This is a genomic window from Rhizobium sp. GCM10022189 (assembly GCF_042656325.1).
GTDB lineage: Bacteria > Pseudomonadota > Alphaproteobacteria > Rhizobiales > Rhizobiaceae > Rhizobium.
The window spans coordinates 325,183-343,085 of record NZ_JBHSOR010000002.1; the positions used below are offsets into that span (position 1 = coordinate 325,183).

Genomic DNA, 17,903 nt, shown 5'->3' on the forward strand with positions numbered 1-17,903 from the left:
CCGCGCCGGAGCGCGGGTTCCAAATGCCTGATTTATAAGATCGTATTAGCCGCGAATGATGGAGCGGCCGGCATACTGAGCCTGCGGGCCGAGGCCTTCTTCGATGCGGATCAGCTGGTTGTACTTGGCAAGGCGATCCGAGCGGGACAGCGAGCCGGTCTTGATCTGGCCGCAGTTGGTGGCAACCGCGAGATCGGCGATGGTGGAATCTTCGGTTTCGCCGGAGCGGTGCGACATGACGGCGGTGTAGGCAGCCTTGTGCGCGGTGTTGACGGCGTCGAGCGTTTCCGTCAGCGAGCCGATCTGGTTGACCTTGACGAGGATCGAGTTGGCAACACCCATGCGGATGCCGTCGCGCAGGCGGGCCGAGTTGGTGACGAACAGGTCGTCGCCGACGAGCTGGCACTTCTTGCCGGCGAGGTCCGTCAGCGTCTTCCAGCCTTCCCAATCGTCTTCAGCCATGCCGTCTTCGATGGAGATGATCGGATACTTGGCGACGAGTTCGGCAAGGTATTCGGCCATTGCGCCCGATTCCAGCGTGCGGCCTTCGCCTTCCAGCACATATTTGCCGTCCTTGAAGAATTCCGTCGAGGCGCAGTCGAGGCCGAGATAGATGTCCTCGCCCGGCTTGTAGCCGGCTTTCTCGACCGACTTCATGATGAAGTCGAGAGCTTCCGGAGCGCTTTTCAGGCCGGGTGCGAAACCGCCTTCGTCGCCGACATTGGTGTTGTGGCCCTGGGCAGCCAGTTCCTTCTTCAGCGTATGGAAGACTTCCGAACCCATGCGGACGGCTTCGCGGATCGAATCCGCGCCGACCGGCAGGATCATGAATTCCTGAAAATCGATCGGGTTGTCGGCATGGGCGCCGCCGTTGATGATGTTCATCATCGGAACCGGCAGCACGCTTGCGGAAGCGCCGCCGACGTAGCGATAGAGCGGCAGGCCGGCAGCCTGGGCGGCAGCCTTGGCAACGGCGAGCGAAACGCCGAGGATGGCATTGGCGCCGAGGCGCGACTTGTTCGGCGTGCCGTCGAGTTCGATCATGATCTGGTCGATCTGGATCTGGTTTTCGGCATCGATGCCGCCGATCGCGTCGAAGATTTCCGTATTGGCGGCTTCGACAGCCTTTTCGACACCCTTGCCGAGATAGCGCTTGCCGCCATCGCGCACTTCGACGGCTTCATGCGCGCCGGTCGAAGCACCCGAGGGAACAGCCGCGCGGCCCATGCTGCCGTCTTCGAGATAGACATCGACTTCGACGGTGGGATTGCCACGGCTATCGAGAATCTCGCGGGCGATGATATCGGTAATTGCAGTCATGGTTTTTTCCTGCTCGGTGGGTGGATAAATCGTTTGAAACCGTCTTAATCGAAGGTGCGCAAATTACAATGGCACTTTGCGACACCTTCGTCCTGCATGTCTGACCGTCGCTATAACACGATCATGTCAGGCTTTTGACTGTCAGCCCTTGGCGACCGCGTCCAAAGCGAGCAGCTTTTCCAGAAGCCGCGGCATATCCTTGAGATAGACCATGTTCGGGCCGTCGCAGGGCGCGTTGTCGGGATCCTGATGGGTCTCGATAAAGACGCCGGCAACGCCGACGGCAACGGCTGCGCGCGCCAGCGTCTCGACGAACTGCCGCTCGCCGCCCGAGGTTTCCCCCTGCCCGCCGGGCTGCTGGACCGAATGTGTGGCATCGAAGATGACAGGCGCGCCGGTTGCCGCCATGATCGGCAGCGAGCGCATGTCGGAAACCAGCGTGTTGTAGCCGAAGGAGGCGCCGCGCTCGCACAGAAGAACGTTCGGATTGCCGCTCTGGTTCAGCTTGCCGAGCACGTTCTTCATGTCCCAGGGGGCCAGGAACTGGCCTTTCTTGACGTTGATGACGCGGCCGGTCCTTGCCGCGGCCACCAGAAGATCCGTCTGGCGGGACAGGAAAGCCGGTATCTGAAGGACATCGACGACCTTGGCCACCTCGGCGCATTGTTCTTCCGTATGGATGTCCGTCAGAACCGGAATGCCGAGCTCTTTTTTCAGGTCGGCGAAGACCTCCAGCCCCTTCTCAAGGCCCACACCGCGCTTGCTCGACAGCGAGGAACGGTTCGCCTTGTCGAAGGACGTCTTGTAGACGAGCCCGATGCCGAGCTTGGCGCAGAGTTCCTTCAAGGTGCCGGCAACCATGAACGCGTGGTCGCGGCTTTCCAGTTCGCAAGCGCCGGCAATCAGCGACAGGCGTCCGGTATTGGAAAAAGTAACCTTGCCGGCGCCCTCGCCGACCGTCACCACGGAGTTCGTATTGGTGCTCATGATCTTTCCTCGAAGGCGAAGAGCGTGCCCTGCCCGGGCGCCGGCTTCACCAGAATTCGGTTGGCCTTGCGTGTGTATGTGACCCCGTTAGCAGCCAAATGCGCTTCTGTCACGGCCAGATCGCCGACGGCAAAGAGGATTGCCCGTCCACGCAGGCCGCGATCGGTATCGGGCGTCACCAGATCGTAATAGGCCTCCAGTCCTTCAGGTGTCATCAGGCTGATCTTCGCATTGGCGGTGGCAATCTGCAGCCCGAAGCCCGTGTCGTCAGCTGACACGACCCTTGCAACCGATCGGACGAAAACACCGAAGGCCTTCGGCTCCGGCGCAGCCAGGGCAATTTCGGCAATACCCGTGACACCATTGGCATGCGTCTCCAGTACGGCGCGATCGGCGGGCAACGGGTTCACGCGCTCGACGGCAAAGAGGAGGAAATCCGGCGCCCGGAGATCGGCGGCGAAGGCGAGCCGGAAGCCGGCAACACTTTCTGCGCCATCTGGCATTTTCACCGGACGCTCGAACTGCAGCAGGGAACCGGCGCTGATGCCGGCCTCGACGAATCGGGCATGTTCTCGCCTTGCATCGCCGGTGGCGAAGGCAATCGCGGAAAGGCCCTCGTCGCCGCAACGGAAGCGGAATGCCTGGTCACGGGCGGCAAAGACGTTGCCGCGACGCGCCGCCTGCTCGCTCTCTGCAACGCTCGCGACGCCCAAAGGCTCGAGATAGGTTTTGTCGGCAAAGAACACGCAGGCATTTTCCGTGCCGAAGGGATGGCGGGCATCGGGCGCGACCGTGAAACCCAGCTTGTCCAGCCTTTCGCGGGCAAGGTCGATATCCGTCACCGGCAAGACGAGATGATCGATCGGAAGCCTGTCTTTGCGCATCGGGTTCCCTCCAGCAATGACAAGGAGATGTGCTTCAGCAGGCCTTGCGAGGCAAGGGTGCGAAGGCGCAAGGGCCGCGAAAAATAAAATTCTCGACAGAATGAACAGAAGTTTTACGAAAATTTAGCCACTTGCGGAACACATATGGAACATATAGTGTCCGTTCTGGATTTGTTTCAAGACTGGGGTTACACGCCATGCTCACGCGCAAACAACAGGAACTCCTTCTTTTCATTCACGAAAGGATGAAGGAGTCAGGCGTTCCGCCGTCTTTCGACGAGATGAAGGACGCCCTGGATCTGGCCTCGAAATCCGGTATTCACCGGCTGATCACGGCACTCGAGGAACGCGGCTTCATTCGCCGGCTTCCGAACCGGGCGCGGGCGCTCGAAGTCATCAAACTGCCGGAAGCCTACAGCCCGAGCCTGCAACCCCGGCGCGGCTTTTCGCCGAGCGTCATCGAGGGCAGTCTCGGCAAGCCGCAGCCTGTGGCGCCTCCCGCCTCGGCCAAGCCGGCACCTGCCGCCGATAACGGCAATTCGGTCTCCGTTCCCGTCATGGGGCGCATCGCCGCCGGCGTGCCGATCTCGGCGATCCAGAACAATACGCATGACATCACGGTTCCGACCGATATGCTTGGCTCCGGCGAACATTATGCGCTGGAAGTTCGCGGCGATTCGATGATCGAAGCCGGCATTTTCGATGGCGACACGGTCATCATCCGCAATGGCAGCACGGCCAATCCCGGCGATATCGTCGTTGCACTCGTCGACGACGAGGAAGCGACGCTCAAGCGCTTCCGCCGCAAGGGCGCATCGATTGCGCTCGAGGCTGCAAACCCCGCCTACGAGACCCGCATTTTCCCGCCGGATCGCGTCAAGGTTCAGGGCAAGCTCGTCGGCCTCATTCGCCGCTATCACTGACCGGTGACAGGCCGGCGTCCGCGAATGCATTGCTTCGCCAGTCATAGGCGCGGTGACGCATCCAGGGGCGCTGCAACGTGTCGAATGTGGTGGTGGCCTCAACTCCGTTGGCAGTGAACCGAAGTTCGACGGAACCTGTCCTGCGCAACGTTTCGCCGGTCAAGAGCAGCGCGCCGGAGCGGCAGCGGTCGACGCGCAGCCGGACGGGGGTCACGACAATATCGGCCGTATCGCAGGCCGGCCCGAGATAGGCGGCATTGTCGATGACGGTCAGCCTCTTTCCGTTGGCGAGCGCGACGCTGCACCAGGCGCCCTTCAGGCAGGAGAAACGCGAGGGAGGGCCGGTGTCGGCCGCCTGTCTCATCGCCTCTCTGGCTTCATCCTGCTGATCCGGCGAAAGCTGCAACCGTTTGCCGTCAGGCGCGGCGGGCGCCTTGGCGGCTTGGAGCATTACCGGCTTGCGGTGCTCTTCGAGGGCAAGCGCCCGCTGCCATTGTTCGAAGATGAAGGCGGGCGGCTTCTCACGGTTTGAAGCCATCGCCTCTCCATCGACTATGGCAACAAGCCCGCCATCCTCTGAGATGGCGATATCGGGCGCCGCACCGGACGGGAGAACGGCCACAGCAAGCGTGGAGACCGCGACAATTGCCGTTCCCATGTGCCGCAGCCCCGTTCTGAGCAGCGTCAGCAGCAGAAAGCCGGAGACGGCTGTCGGGAAATACCAGCCGGGCAAGCGGCCGATATCTATATTGCCGCCCCACCCCGCGATCGCCTTGGCGATCGTGATCACCAGATCGAGCCCGAAGCCTGCCACCTGCCACAGCCAGCCGTCCAGGCCGAAGGGCATCAGCAGCATTGCCAGCATGCCCGCCGGCATGACGATGAAGGAAATGACCGGCATGGCCGCAAGATTTGCCGGCAGGCCATAGGCCGTCAGGCGGTGGAAATGCTCGATCGAAAACAGTGCCGTCGAGAAGCCGCCGATCAGCGACGTCAGGAAAACGCCGCCGAAGAAACTGCCAACCATGGAGATCGGCTTCATGATCGGCAGCCTGGCAAGAGCGTTCTCACGCATCGGCCGCCGCTTCCAGAGATCGTAGCCGGCGACAAGTGCGAGCGTGGCGGCAAAGGACATCTGGAAGCTTGGCCCCAGCACTTCCGATGGCGAGACAGCGAGGATCACGAGAGCGGACAGCGCCACGTTTCTAAGGCTGATCGATGGCCGGTCGAAGAAGACGGCGACCAGCATGATCGCCATCATGATGAAGGCGCGTTCGGCGGAGACGGCAAAACCCGAGATCAGATAGTAGGCGGTTACCGCAGCGAGCGCGCCGGCGGCCGCGATCTTCTTGGTCGGCCACGCCTGGGCAATACCGGGAAACAGGCTGAGGACGACACGCAGGCCGACGAAGAAGATGCCGGCGGAGAGCGCCATATTGAGGCCGGAGATTGCGATAATGTGGGCAAGGCCGGATTGCCGCAAGGCTTCCGTCGTTTCATCCGAGATCGCGCGTCTCTCGTCGGTGACAAGGGAGGCGGCAAAGGCCCCGGTGTCGCCGGGCAGGGCGGAGCGGATCCGATCGCCGATGCCGCTTCTCAGGCGATAGAGCCACTCCAGGACGGCCTCATCGAGCGAGCCTGCCTGCTCCGACTGTTCCGCCACCTTTTTCGGCGCCCCATAGAAGAAGCCGTTGGCGCCGATGCGGTCGAAATAGGCGCTGAAGGCGAAATCGTTGAGATGGGGGAGCGCCGGCCCCGCCGGAGGCGTCAGCCGCGCCCTGCCCTCGATGATGTCGCCGAGTTCGAAGGGGCGGGCCGCGCCACGCGCCAGCACGGAGACGCGTTCGGGCGGACGCCTGATCTCGGGTGCGCTTGTGCCGTTGACCTTGAGAATATAACGCCAGCGTCCCTCGCCATCGCCTTCCCGGCGCTCGATGCGGCCGGTCACGGTCGTCGTGACGGCTGAATCGAGGATCAGGGTCCTTGCCCGCCAGGTTTCGACCTGTGCCGAAAGCATGCCGCCGGCAAAGAGAAGCAGGCCAAGCAGTGTCGCCCGCAATTTCGGCCGGCCATGGCCGCAGACCGTGACGGCGACAAGGAGGACAAGCAGGCAGAGACCGAGCGAGACGGCCGGAAAGTCCGAGCCTGTCAGAAACCAGGTGGCGGCACCCGCCCCCAGGAAGACCGGCGAGAAGAGGATGAGGCGGCCGTGACCGGCCTCCTCGGCCGCCATATGCACGGACAAGGAGACGTACCGTTTCCCAACGGCCGCCAGTCGCCATGGAAAGGGTGTCGCGGCTTGCGTGCGGACCGGTTGCGTCACAATGGCGCGCGGGGCAACGCCAATAAAATCCATCTTTTCATCGATGGATTTCGCCTGCCGCTGTCTTGTCTCCAACCCCGTCATAATCGCCTGGACCCGCCCCCGCAGACCGGCAGAATGCAACCTGAGATCAAAAGGAGCAAACAATAATCGATTGAAATACGAGGAAAAATCAGGGAAGCGAAAAATCCAGTCAAATCATGGTGTTCTGATATGCATCCAGCTCATCGCTGCAGTGCCTAAAAGATGATGCCGCGATGCACAAAATGGCATCACGGTAACTTGGCATTAGCTTCCCGATCATATAGCTATCGCTGAGGACGCTTAACTCTTATGGCGCTTTTGCGGCGCCACCGCCACTCCGGAGGATCAGCATGACGGATCAAAGCGCTACAATCAAAATCGGTGACAAATCTGTCGATCTGCCCGTGCGAAAAGGCACGGTCGGACCTGACGTCATCGATATCGGTGCACTCTATAAAAACACGACCTCCTTCACTTACGATCCCGGGTTTACCTCAACCGCATCCTGTGAATCGAAGATCACCTATATCGACGGTGATGAAGGCGTTCTCCTGCATCGCGGCTATCCGATCGAGCAGCTGGCCGAGCACGGCGACTTCCTTGAAGTCTGCTACCTGCTGCTCTACGGCGAACTGCCGACTGCCGCTCAGAAGAAGGACTTCGACTACCGCGTTACCCATCACACGATGGTGCACGAGCAGATGAGCCGCTTCTTCACCGGCTTCCGTCGCGACGCGCACCCGATGGCCGTCATGTGCGGCTGCGTCGGCGCGCTTTCGGCCTTCTATCACGACTCCACCGACATCACCGATCCGCACCAGCGCATGGTCGCCAGCCTGCGCATGATCGCCAAGATGCCGACGCTTGCCGCAATGGCCTACAAGTACCATATCGGCCAGCCCTTCGTTTACCCGAAGAACGATCTGGACTACGCGTCCAACTTCCTGCGCATGTGCTTTGCCGTTCCCTGCGAGGAATATGTGGTCAACCCGGTGCTGTCGCGCGCCATGGACCGCATCTTCATCCTGCATGCCGACCACGAGCAGAACGCCTCGACCTCGACGGTCCGTCTCGCCGGTTCGTCGGGCGCAAACCCGTTCGCCTGCATCGCCGCCGGCATCGCCTGCCTCTGGGGTCCCGCCCACGGCGGCGCCAACGAAGCGGCCCTCAATATGCTGACGGAAATCGGCACGGTTGACCGCATTCCGGAATATATCGCCCGCGCCAAGGACAAGAACGATCCGTTCCGCCTGATGGGCTTTGGTCATCGCGTCTACAAGAACTATGATCCGCGCGCCAAGATCATGCAGAAGACCACGCATGAAGTTCTCGGCGAACTCGGCATCAAGGACGATCCGCTTCTCGAAGTGGCCATGGAGCTGGAGCGCATCGCCCTGACCGACTCCTACTTCATCGAGAAGAAGCTCTATCCGAACATCGACTTCTACTCCGGCATCACGCTGAAGGCTCTGGGCTTCCCCACGACCATGTTCACCGTGCTCTTCGCCCTGGCCCGCACCGTCGGCTGGATCGCACAGTGGAACGAGATGATCGAAGATCCGGAACAGCGCATCGGCCGTCCGCGCCAGCTCTATATCGGCGAACCGAAGCGCGACTACGTGCCGGTTTCCAAGCGCTAAGCGCTGCGACAGGACAAAAGAAACCCGGTCAGAATGAACTGACCCCCGAAAATTGGACAACCAACTTCGGGGGTCAGTTCAGGGATGGCCGGGTTTTTTGTTGGCGAGAACGTCGAGCACGATCTGGGCCGCATGTTCTCCGGGCGGCCGCTCCGTCCGCATGCGCTGCCAGATCAGCTCATAGCCTTCCTTCATCGCCTTGAGCTGATAGGTATCGGCCGACAGCCTTTCCATCCAGCGCGCGAGGCTTGCGCCGCGAACGATGTCGTTCAGATATTCCGGCACGACCGCGTAATCGGCGATCAGGTTGGGCAATGCGCCCGTCCAGGTCTTGATGCCCGAGGTCAGCATGCGCATGATCCAGTCGACCTTGTAGGCAGAAACGACGGGAACATCGGCAAGGGCCAGTTCAAGGATCACCGTGCCGGACGCCGCCATGGCTGCGTCAGCCTCGGCGAAGGCGTTCCACTTGGCCTCGGCGCCGACGACGATGTCGGGCTTGACCGCCCACCCCGCCGTCAACTCCCGCACAAGTGCTTCCTTGTGCGTGACGGTCGGCAGAATGAAGCGCACCGGCCCGTTGCGGGCGACGAGTTCATTCGCGGCAGCCTCGAAATAGGGAAGAAGCTTCCTGATCTCGGACGAACGCGAGCCGGGAAGAAGCAGGATCGGGCCATTGCCGGGCTGTCGGCCGTCACGACGGCGGCGGGTCTCCAGAAGTGCGGGATCGGCAATCAGGCGGTGTCCGACATAGGTGGTCTGCGGGCCGTTGAGGCGCTGCATCGCTTCCGGTTCGAACGGGAGGACGGCCAGAACATGATCGACATAGGCGAGCATGCGCTGGGCGCGATATTCCTTCCAGGCCCAGACGCTGGGGCAGACATAGTTGACGACCGGCAGATCGGGCAGCGCGGCACGCACGCGCTTGGCGACGCGATGGGTAAAATCCGGGCTGTCGATGATGAGCAGGATGTCGGGTTTTGCCGCAACGATCGCCGCGGCCGTCTGCCGGATGCGGGAAACCAGCTTCGGCAGCTTCGCCAGAACCTGCGTAATGCCCATGATGGAAAGTTCGGAGAAATCGAAGAGCGATGTCAGTCCCTGGCCCTGCAGCCCTTCGCCGCCGACGCCGACAAGTTCGATCGGCCCCGAATGAAGCTTCCGCAGTCCGACAATGAGATCGGCGCCCAGGAGATCGCCGGAGACTTCGCCGGCTATGACGGCGATCTTCAGCGGCCTGTCGTTCATCAAAGCCCCCATCCCGGCAGGCCCTTATCGATACCGCAGACAAAAAGACCGTTCTCGTCGGCCGCCTTGACGAGTGCGCCTCGATCCAGCACCAGCGACCGGCCAGCCTCGATCGCGACACCCGCAAGGCCGGCGGCCTTGGCGTTGAGAACAGTGGAGACGCCAATTGCCGGCAGATCGGCGCGGATGTCCTGCTGCGGCTTGCAAAGCTTGACGAGCACGCCGCGCCGGCGCGGCGAAATACGGCCGGCGGCCTTGAGCGCTGCGACACGCTCAAGCATGCCGTCGGTGCCTTCCAGGCCCTCCGTTGCGACAACACGGCCGCCGATCGAAACGGCACCCTGCCCGATATCGAGACGGCCAAGCGCGTCTGCCGCCTCGCCGGCACGGGCGATATCGCGCCGGTCGTCATCGCCAGGCGCAATGGCGCCGAGAGGGCCGACGGTGGCGAGAAGATCGGGTGCGATCTCGTGCGCGCCGACCACGCGCAGTCCTTCGCCTTCGATCAGCTTGATGACCATCTGCAGAACCGTGTCGTCCCCGCCCGACAGGAGCGTGCGAATGGCAGAGGGAACCTTGCGCAATATCCTGAGCGTCGGCCGCACCTCGCGCCATTCCGGCCGGCGGCGCACGCTGCCCGACATGACGACGCGGTCGATGCGATATTTCTTGAAGAGCCTGTCCAGGGCTGCGAAATCACCGATACCGATCGTGGCGTGGTCGAAACCGTCCCAGCGACGGTCGCCCTCGTCCTTCAAGATCACGATAACGGGGTTTTCGCCGGCCGAACGCGCCGCCTCGGCGACATAGGAGGGCAGAAGGCCGCCGCCGGCAATGATCGCCAGCCGGCCTTCAGCGGTGTCGCCAGCGGAAGCCACGGATCAGCCCTTCTGCCCCCGGCTCGGCGAAGACAAAGCGCGATCGCTCTCTGCTGCAATGAAATCGAGGATTTCGATCACCTGCTCGCAATCGGCATATTCATTGCGAATATGGGCGGCATTCTCGCGGATTGAACCGGGTCCCTCGAAGATCGCCTTGTAGGCGCGGCGGACCGTGTGAATGACAGCGCGATCAACGCCGGCGCGCGTCATGCCGACAACATTGAGCCCGCTCAGGATGCCGGGATTGCCGTTCAGCATGCCATAGGGAATGACATCGTAACTCACGGCCGAGAGACCGCCGACAAAGGCATATTTGCCGACACGGGTGAACTGGTGCACGGCCGCGCCGCCGCTGATGATCGCATGATCGCCGACGGACACGTGGCCGGCCAGCATGACGTTGTTCGACATGATGACATGGTTGCCGACACGGCAATCATGGGCGACGTGCGAATAGGCGAGGAAAAGGCTGTTGTCGCCGATGACAGTCGAACCGCCATGTTCGACGGTGCCGGTATTCATCGTCACGCCTTCGCGGATCGTGCAATTGCGCCCGATGATCAGGGTCGTATCGACGGCGCTGTGACGGGCGCTCTGCGAGTCGCCACCGATGACCGCCGAGGGGAATATGCGCGTGCCGCTGCCGACGGTCGTCAGGCCGAGAACAACCACATGGCTGATCAGTTCGACATTATCCTGAAGCGTGACCTTGGGACCAACATGGCAAAACGGGCCGATCACTACGCCTTCACCGACCGTGGCACCGTCTTCGACCACGGCCATCGGATGAATTTTGGCGCTTTCGGCAATCATGCTCATGCGTTGTCCTTACGTACGATCATCGCGCCAATATCGGCCTCGGCGACAAGCGCGCCATCGACCTTCGCGTCGCAATGGAATTTCCAGATATTGCCGCGCTGCTTGATTTTCTGCACGTGATATTCAACGCGGTCGCCCGGCACGACCGGTTTGCGGAAGCGCGCATTGTCGATCGTCATGAAGTAGACGAGGTTGCCGGTCTGGCCTTCCTTCTTGGCGCAGATCGCGCCGGCCGTCTGTGCCATGCCTTCGACGAGCAAGACGCCCGGCATGATCGGCGCTTCGGGGAAGTGGCCGGTAAAATGCGGTTCGTTGACCGTTACGTTCTTGATGCCCACGGCGGCATTGTCACCGTCGATATCGACGATCTTGTCGACCATCAAAAACGGATAGCGATGCGGCAGAAGCTTCATGATCTCCAGGATATCAGCCGAAGAAAGCGTGCTGGCTGCTTCCTCAGTCATTCTTGCCTCCTTTTTTTCCGCGCACTCCGGACTTAGCCATGAGCTGGGCAACGTCTTTCAGATATTCATTTAGAGGACGTGCAGGTATTCCGCCATAGCGGCCGCCCGCAGCGAGATCGGTCATCACGCCGCTCTTTGCGGCGATCTGCACGCCATCCCCTATGGTGATATGTCCCTTGAGGCCAACCTGTCCACCGATCTGCACGCCGTCGCCGACGATTGTGCTGCCGGCAAGACCGACCTGCGATACGATCGCGCAATGGCGGCCGATACGGACGTTGTGGCCGACCTGGACCTGGTTGTCGATCTTGGTTCCCTCGCCGATAACGGTGTCGTCCATGGCGCCGCGATCGATCGTGGTGTTGGCGCCGATCTCGACATTGTCCTGGATGATCACGCGACCGATCTGGACGATCTTGATCATGCCGCGCGGGCCTGGCGCGTAACCGAATCCATCCTGGCCGATACGGACGCCGTTGTGGATGATGACGCCATTGCCGATCAGCGCGCAGAGAATGCTGACCCCCGTCGCGATCGAACCGTTGCGGCCGATCTTGACGTTGGGACCGATGATCGATTGGGCGCCGATGCGCGTGCCCTCGCCGATCTCCGCGCCGGGGCCGATGATCGCCATCGGCTCGACAATCACGCCCTTTTCAAGCCGCGCGGTCGGATCGACGACTGCGCTTGGCGCAATCTCGGTCTCTCCGGACGAAAAAGTCACGGGCTTGAGCGCTGCCGGATAAAGATAGCCGCCGGCCATCGCAAAGGCAGCATGCGGATTGGAGGAGATCACGACAGGGATATGCGACGGCACCAGCGCGGCCAGCGCCTTGTCGCAGATCACGGCCGAAGCCTCGCAGGTCAGCAGCTCGTCACGATTGCGGCGAGACAGGATATAACAGATATCCCCCGCCCGCGCCCTCGCTATCGGGGACACAGAGCGAATGATGACGTCGCCATGAGCGGAATTGCCAAGCTCTGCCCCAAGAAATTGCGCCAACTCGACGAGTTTCACGCCTTCATGGGGCAGAAAAAAATTATTTTGCTCCATCGGCAAAACTCCAGAACGGAATTGAAATTTACAGTTCCGGACTGCCGATATCAGAATTGGTTGTTAATGCCAAACTTGAAGCGCTGGGTCTTGTCGAAGTCTTCCTTCACGACCGGGATCGCGTAGTCGACGCGCAGCGCGCCGAAGGGCGACTGCCAGATCAGGCCAAGACCGACCGAGGCGCGCAGCGACGAGCCATCGCCCTCTTCGGTATCTGAACCGAGGAGCTCGACATCGTTGCCAAACAGCGTGCCGGCATCTGCGAAGACGGCGCCGCGCAGGTTGAAGTCACGCGGGAAGCCCGGCATCGGGAAGGTCGCTTCGGCCGACGCCGTGAAGTAGGTCGTACCACCGAGCGGATCGTCGTTAACACCGGCAATGCGCGGGCCGATACCCTTGTTCTCGAAGCCACGAATATCCGAGTTGGTCAGCGTGAACTGGTCGAAGACGTTCAGGTGATCACCGAAGCCGACGACATAACCAGCCGAGGCCGAGACCGAACCGATGATGTCGGCGTCGTCAGCGAGCAGATGGTAGTAACGGGCCTTGCCATAGATCTTGTAATACTGGGAATCACCGCCAAGGCCGGCAATTTCCTGCGTCGCAGTCGCATAGATGCCTTCACGCGGCAGGACGGTATCGTCGAGCGTGTTGTAGGTGAGCGTCTGCGAGATCGACGAGCGCGTCCACGGGCTTTCGTCGACGAGGTTTGCATAGGTCGCAGACAGGTCGGCCGTGTCGCCGTCATACTTCATCTGCTTGTAGTTATAGCGGAACGTCGTCGCCAGATCTTCGGTGATCGGCGCCGTTACGCGCAGAACCACGCTGGTTTCTTCGTAGTCGTAATTGTCGTTGCTCGACGTCTCGCTGTGATTGACGTCGAAACCGGCGGCAAGACGATAGCCGAGGAAATAGGGTTCCGTGAAGTTGATGCCGTAAGCGCGCGAACCTTCCTGACCGCCACCGGCCGAAACGCGAATATACTGGCCGCGGCCGAGGAAGTTCTTTTCTTCGATCGACGCTTCGAGCAGCAGGCCGTCGCCGCCGGCCGCGTAACCGGCACCGATGCCGAACGAACCGGTCGACTGATCCTGCACGTCGACAACGATGACGACGCGGTCGGGCGAGCTGCCCGGCTGGGTCGAAATGTTGACCGAGGAGAAGTAGCCGAGCGCTTCAAGACGGCGCTTTGCGCGGGTGATCATCTGCTGATTGAAGGCGTCGCCTTCGCTGAGGTCGAACTCGCGGCGGATGACATAGTCGCGCGTGCGGCTGTTGCCGCGGATTTCGATCCGCTCGACATAAGCGCGCTCGCCCTGATCGACGAGATATTCGACGCCGATCGTGTTGTTGTTCAGGTCGCGGTTGCCGCGCGGCGTGACGCGCGCGAAGGGATAGCCGGCCGAAGCAACCTGATCCGAAATCGCCTCGATGGACTTCTGGACTTCCTTGGCGCTGTAGACCTGGCCTTCGCGGGTCTGGACGAGCGACTGGAGCTGCTGGGCATCGACGCCTTCGACGGTCGACTGAACGCTGACCGGGCCGAAATCGTAGCGCGGGCCTTCTTCGATGTTGAAGGTCAGCGTGTACTTGTTCGTGGCTTCGTCGAAAGCGGCATCGGAAGAGACGATGCGCATGTCGGCATAACCGCGATTGTAATAGAACTGGCGCAGCGCGTCCTCGTCGGCGTGCAGCTTGTCTTCGTTGTAGACGTCCTTGCGGGTCAGGAACGAGAGGAAGTTGGAACGCTTGGTCTGGATGACGGCGGCGAGGCGGCCGGCGCTGTAGGCATTGTTGCCGACGAAATTGATGGCAGCGATCTTGGTGCGGTCGCCTTCATTGATGACGAAAGCGAGGTTGACGCGGCCTTCACCGAGCGGAACGACCTGCGTCGTCACTTCGACTTCGCTGCGGCCGGTCGCGGCATAGGCTTCCTTGATCGCGGCGATATCGGCCTGGATCTGCGCATCGCTGTAGGGACCAGCGGCGTGCGTCTTGACGACGGCTGCCAGCTTGTCGTCCTTGACCTTGCGGTTGCCGTTGAAGACGACCTGGTTGACGAGCTGCGCTTCCTGAACATTGACGACGAGGGTGCTGCCGGAAACCGAAATCTTGACGTCGGAGAAATAACCGGTGCCGTAAAGCTGCTTTACGGAGTCGTCGATATCGGTGTTGGAGAAGCTCTTGCCGGGGGTAATGGTGAGGTTCGACCGAACAGCCTCAGCACCGACGCGGCTCGCGCCGCGCACATCGATCCGCTGAATGACGGCAGCTTCCGCAGCCGTAGCCGAAACGAAAGTCAAAGCACCTGCGCCAGAAGCAACAACACCAGCAGACAGCGCAATCGCCGATACTGCGTTCAAAAACCTTGAACCAGCCTTCATTTCACCCATTACCTTTTTTCCCTCGTCTCCGGCCCCGGGAAAGCCTCCCGATTCCGGCCACGTGTGTCGTTTTACCCGCTTTTGACATACAAGCAAGGGAGCTCGTTAATTTCTGTTTACTTCATTTCGAAGCGTGACCCATTCGCCACTACAGCTTTGAAACATCGTAAATAAACAGTAATTTTCCTTTACTCATACGCGCTATCCGATGAGCGCACTAATGTCATTCCAGGTCGCAAAAACCATTAATGTAAGCACCATGGCCAGGCCAATGCGAAACGCAATTTCCTGAGCCGAAGAACCCAGCGGCCTTCCCCTAACCGCTTCCACCGCATAGAACATCAAGTGGCCGCCATCAAGTACCGGAACCGGCATCAAATTCAGCAATCCAATCGAAACTGACAAAACAGCAGCAAGCTGCAGCAGCGCGCCTATTCCAAGCGTAGCCATCTGGCCCGAAGCTTGCGCCACGCGGATCGGACCGCCCAGCTGGTCGGCTTTCATCGCTCCGGTGAGCAGATTGCCGATATATTTGAAGGTCCCGGTCACGATATGCCAGGTCTGGAGCACGCCTTCATGCAGCGCTTCCAGCGGCGTGAACGTCTGCAGACGGAAATGGCCGACCTCTTCGTTCGTAACGATTCCGATCAGGCCGACCTCGATCTTGTTGCCGAACTGGTCGGTAATATCGGTGCGCTGCGGCACCATCGGCAGATCCATCTTTTCGCCGTTCCGCTCGATTGTGACGACGATGTTCTGGTTCGGGCGGATGCTGACATAGCGGCGCACGTCGTCGAAGGTCTGCACCTTGGTGCCGTCGATGGAAACGAGCAGGTCGCCCGGCAGGACGCCGGCTGCGGCAGCCGCGCTATCCGGCTTGACTTCGGCGACGACGGGATCGGACACCGTGCGGCCGTAGATCGAAAACAGGACCGTGAAGATGGCAATGGCGAGGATGAAATTGGCGATCGGGCCGGCTGCGACGGTTGCCGCACGCTTCCACAGCTTTGCGCCGGCGAAGGAACGCTCGCGCTCCTCGTCCGTCATCGACGCCAGTTTGTCCGTATCCGGCTTGCTGGAGGCATCCTCGTCGCCGAAGAAACGGACATAGCCGCCGAGCGGGATTGCCGAGATCTTCCAGCGCGTTCCGTGACGATCGGTGAAACCGGCAATCTCCGGGCCGAAGCCCACGGAAAAGGCGAGGATACGGATCCCGCTCCAGCGCCCGACCAGATAGTGGCCCATCTCATGCACGAAGACGAGCAGCGACAGCACGATGACGAAGGGGACGATATAGCCCGTCAAAAAACCGAATATTCCGGTCACCGCTTCCATGAGTTCCTTCTTCTATCTGGCTTCTATCTGGCCGCAACGATCAAAGGCCGAACAATGCCGCGCCGAGCGACGTCGTTCCACCGCCCTTTATCAGCGAAAAAAGGCCAGCAAGCAAGAACGCCGAAAAACAGGCAAAAATCAGTCCGTCGACACGGTCCATGACGCCGCCATGGCCCGGAATGAGACGGCTGGAGTCCTTCACGCCGAATTTTCGCTTGATGAAGCTCTCGAAAAGATCGCCCGACTGGCTGAAGACGGACAGGACGAGCGCGATCACCGCGGCGCGATCCTGCGCTTCCGGCAGGAAAAAATGGACGATGACGGCCCCGGCGATGACGGCGGAAATGGCGCCGCCGACCGCCCCCGACCATGTCTTGCCGGGCGATATGCGCGGGGCAAGCTTCGGACCGCCGATCGCGCGCCCGACGAAATAGGCGAGAATGTCGGTCGCCCAGACCACGGCGAAAATGAACAGCATCGCATAGAGCCCGAGCGTTCCGTCGCCACGGATGGCGGCAAGCGCCAGTCCCGTGCCGCCGGCATATAAAAGCCCCGGCGCGAACCAGCGGCTGGCGCGATGCAGGAAGACCATGGCGATGCCGAGAGCGGTCAGGGCGATCAGCATTCCGAGCGCATATTCGAACGAACCGGCCAGCACGAGCAGGGCAACCAGCCCCTGCCCCACCCAGCCGAGCACATTCGTGACCGGGTCGCGGGCGATACCCGTGATGGCAGACCATTCGTAATAGATCAGCAGCGCGATGGCCGCGGCCAGGATGCGAAAGACAAAGCCGCCAGACAATGTGGCGGCAAGAACGACGATCGCGAGAAACAGACCTGAAACGATGCGGAGCTTCAGTTCCTGCTTCATCAGGTGTTCACTGCCGCGGCCTGCGCGGAAAGACCGCCGAAGCGGCGATCGCGCGAGGCAAATTTCTCAAGTGCCGACAGAAAGAGCTCGCGGCTGAAATCCGGCCAATATTCCGGCAGGAAGACGAATTCCGAATAGGCGGCCTGCCAGAGCAGGAAGTTGGACAGGCGCTCTTCGCCGCTGGTGCGGATGATGAGATCCGGGTCCGGGATGCCGGCCGTATCGAGCCGGGCGTTGATGAGGGCCGGCGTGATATCCTGCGACCTCAGGCGCCCCTCCTCCACGTCCTTGGCAAGGCTCATCATGGCGCGGGCGATCTCATCGCGCGAGCCGTAGTTGAAGGCGATGACAAGCGTCAGCGCCGTATTGGCCCTGGTGGTCTCCTCGGCTTCCAGCAGAAGCTTGAGGATGTCGCTGCGCAGGTTGACGCGGTCGCCGATCACCCGGATGCGCACGTTCTGCCGGTGCAACTCGGCGAGGTCGCTGCGGATGAAGGCCTTCAGCAGGCCGAGGAGATCAGTGACCTCGGCCTCCGGGCGACGCCAGTTTTCCGACGAGAAGGCAAAAAGCGTCAGATATTTGATGCCAAGATCGCCGGCAGTGCGCACGGTCTGGCGAACGGTCTCGACCGCCCTGCGGTGTCCCATCGTCCGTGGCAGGCCGCGCTGCTTTGCCCAACGGCCGTTGCCATCCATAATGATGGCAACATGTTCTGGCACAGTCAAAAATGAGGTCTCCGACATTTT

General features: G+C 61.2%; 15 protein-coding genes. 2 read left to right on the forward strand and 13 right to left on the reverse strand.

Features of this window, described 5'->3' with window-relative positions:
* Nucleotides 1-45: 45 nt before the first annotated feature.
* The 3 genes from eno to ACFPWW_RS01785 form a co-directional block, all read right to left on the reverse strand.
* A complete protein-coding gene (eno, locus tag ACFPWW_RS01775; RefSeq protein ID WP_112568042.1) occupies nucleotides 46-1,320 on the reverse strand; it encodes a phosphopyruvate hydratase in 1,275 nt (424 codons plus the stop codon).
* Between the two features lie 141 nt (nucleotides 1,321-1,461).
* Nucleotides 1,462-2,307: a 3-deoxy-8-phosphooctulonate synthase gene (kdsA, locus tag ACFPWW_RS01780; protein ID WP_112568044.1), complete on the reverse strand. Its 846-nt coding sequence runs from the start codon at nucleotides 2,305-2,307 to the stop codon at nucleotides 1,462-1,464.
* Nucleotides 2,304-3,191, reverse strand: a complete 888-nt coding sequence (locus tag ACFPWW_RS01785; protein ID WP_377310063.1) for a VOC family protein — start codon at nucleotides 3,189-3,191, stop codon at nucleotides 2,304-2,306. The genes kdsA and ACFPWW_RS01785 overlap by 4 nt, the downstream gene beginning before the upstream one ends.
* A gap of 197 nt (nucleotides 3,192-3,388) precedes the next feature.
* Here ACFPWW_RS01785 and lexA point away from each other — a divergent pair, with 197 nt between their 5' ends.
* The gene (lexA, locus tag ACFPWW_RS01790; RefSeq protein ID WP_112568048.1) at nucleotides 3,389-4,114 is read left to right on the forward strand and encodes a transcriptional repressor LexA; all 726 of its coding nucleotides are present in this window, start codon (nucleotides 3,389-3,391) and stop codon (nucleotides 4,112-4,114) included.
* Here lexA and ACFPWW_RS01795 read toward each other — a convergent pair.
* The gene (locus tag ACFPWW_RS01795) at nucleotides 4,095-6,521 is read right to left on the reverse strand and encodes a ComEC/Rec2 family competence protein (RefSeq protein WP_377310066.1); all 2,427 of its coding nucleotides are present in this window, start codon (nucleotides 6,519-6,521) and stop codon (nucleotides 4,095-4,097) included. The genes lexA and ACFPWW_RS01795 overlap by 20 nt on opposite strands.
* A gap of 290 nt (nucleotides 6,522-6,811) precedes the next feature.
* On the opposite strand from ACFPWW_RS01795, the gene gltA reads away from it, so the two are divergent.
* Nucleotides 6,812-8,101, forward strand: a complete 1,290-nt coding sequence (gene gltA, locus ACFPWW_RS01800) for a citrate synthase (RefSeq protein ID WP_112568050.1) — start codon at nucleotides 6,812-6,814, stop codon at nucleotides 8,099-8,101.
* Between the two features lie 78 nt (nucleotides 8,102-8,179).
* Here gltA and lpxB read toward each other — a convergent pair whose 3' ends face one another.
* The 9 genes from lpxB to ACFPWW_RS01845 form a co-directional block, all read right to left on the reverse strand.
* Nucleotides 8,180-9,349 (reverse strand): lipid-A-disaccharide synthase, encoded by a 1,170-nt coding sequence (gene lpxB / locus ACFPWW_RS01805; RefSeq protein ID WP_377310068.1) that lies wholly within the window; start codon nucleotides 9,347-9,349, stop codon nucleotides 8,180-8,182.
* Nucleotides 9,349-10,227: an LpxI family protein gene (locus tag ACFPWW_RS01810; RefSeq protein ID WP_377310070.1), complete on the reverse strand. Its 879-nt coding sequence runs from the start codon at nucleotides 10,225-10,227 to the stop codon at nucleotides 9,349-9,351. The genes lpxB and ACFPWW_RS01810 overlap by 1 nt, the downstream gene beginning before the upstream one ends.
* Nucleotides 10,228-10,230: 3 nt before the next feature.
* Nucleotides 10,231-11,049 (reverse strand): acyl-ACP--UDP-N-acetylglucosamine O-acyltransferase, encoded by an 819-nt coding sequence (gene lpxA, locus ACFPWW_RS01815; protein WP_377310072.1) that lies wholly within the window; start codon nucleotides 11,047-11,049, stop codon nucleotides 10,231-10,233.
* Complete coding sequence (gene fabZ / locus ACFPWW_RS01820; protein ID WP_112568056.1) at nucleotides 11,046-11,513, reverse strand: 3-hydroxyacyl-ACP dehydratase FabZ; 468 nt, start codon at nucleotides 11,511-11,513, stop codon at nucleotides 11,046-11,048. The genes lpxA and fabZ overlap by 4 nt, the downstream gene beginning before the upstream one ends.
* Nucleotides 11,506-12,567, reverse strand: a complete 1,062-nt coding sequence (lpxD, locus tag ACFPWW_RS01825; RefSeq protein ID WP_112704855.1) for a UDP-3-O-(3-hydroxymyristoyl)glucosamine N-acyltransferase — start codon at nucleotides 12,565-12,567, stop codon at nucleotides 11,506-11,508. Before lpxD ends, fabZ begins: the two co-directional genes overlap by 8 nt.
* 50 nt (nucleotides 12,568-12,617) lie before the next feature.
* Nucleotides 12,618-14,951, reverse strand: coding sequence for an outer membrane protein assembly factor BamA (gene bamA / locus ACFPWW_RS01830; protein ID WP_112704960.1), 2,334 nt, complete (start codon nucleotides 14,949-14,951; stop codon nucleotides 12,618-12,620).
* Nucleotides 14,952-15,152: 201 nt separating this feature from the next.
* Nucleotides 15,153-16,286, reverse strand: coding sequence for an RIP metalloprotease RseP (gene rseP / locus ACFPWW_RS01835; RefSeq protein ID WP_112568060.1), 1,134 nt, complete (start codon nucleotides 16,284-16,286; stop codon nucleotides 15,153-15,155).
* Nucleotides 16,287-16,326: 40 nt separating this feature from the next.
* A complete protein-coding gene (locus ACFPWW_RS01840; protein ID WP_377310074.1) occupies nucleotides 16,327-17,157 on the reverse strand; it encodes a phosphatidate cytidylyltransferase in 831 nt (276 codons plus the stop codon).
* Nucleotides 17,157-17,900 (reverse strand): isoprenyl transferase, encoded by a 744-nt coding sequence (locus ACFPWW_RS01845; protein WP_112568064.1) that lies wholly within the window; start codon nucleotides 17,898-17,900, stop codon nucleotides 17,157-17,159. Before ACFPWW_RS01845 ends, ACFPWW_RS01840 begins: the two co-directional genes overlap by 1 nt.
* Nucleotides 17,901-17,903: the final 3 nt, after the last annotated feature.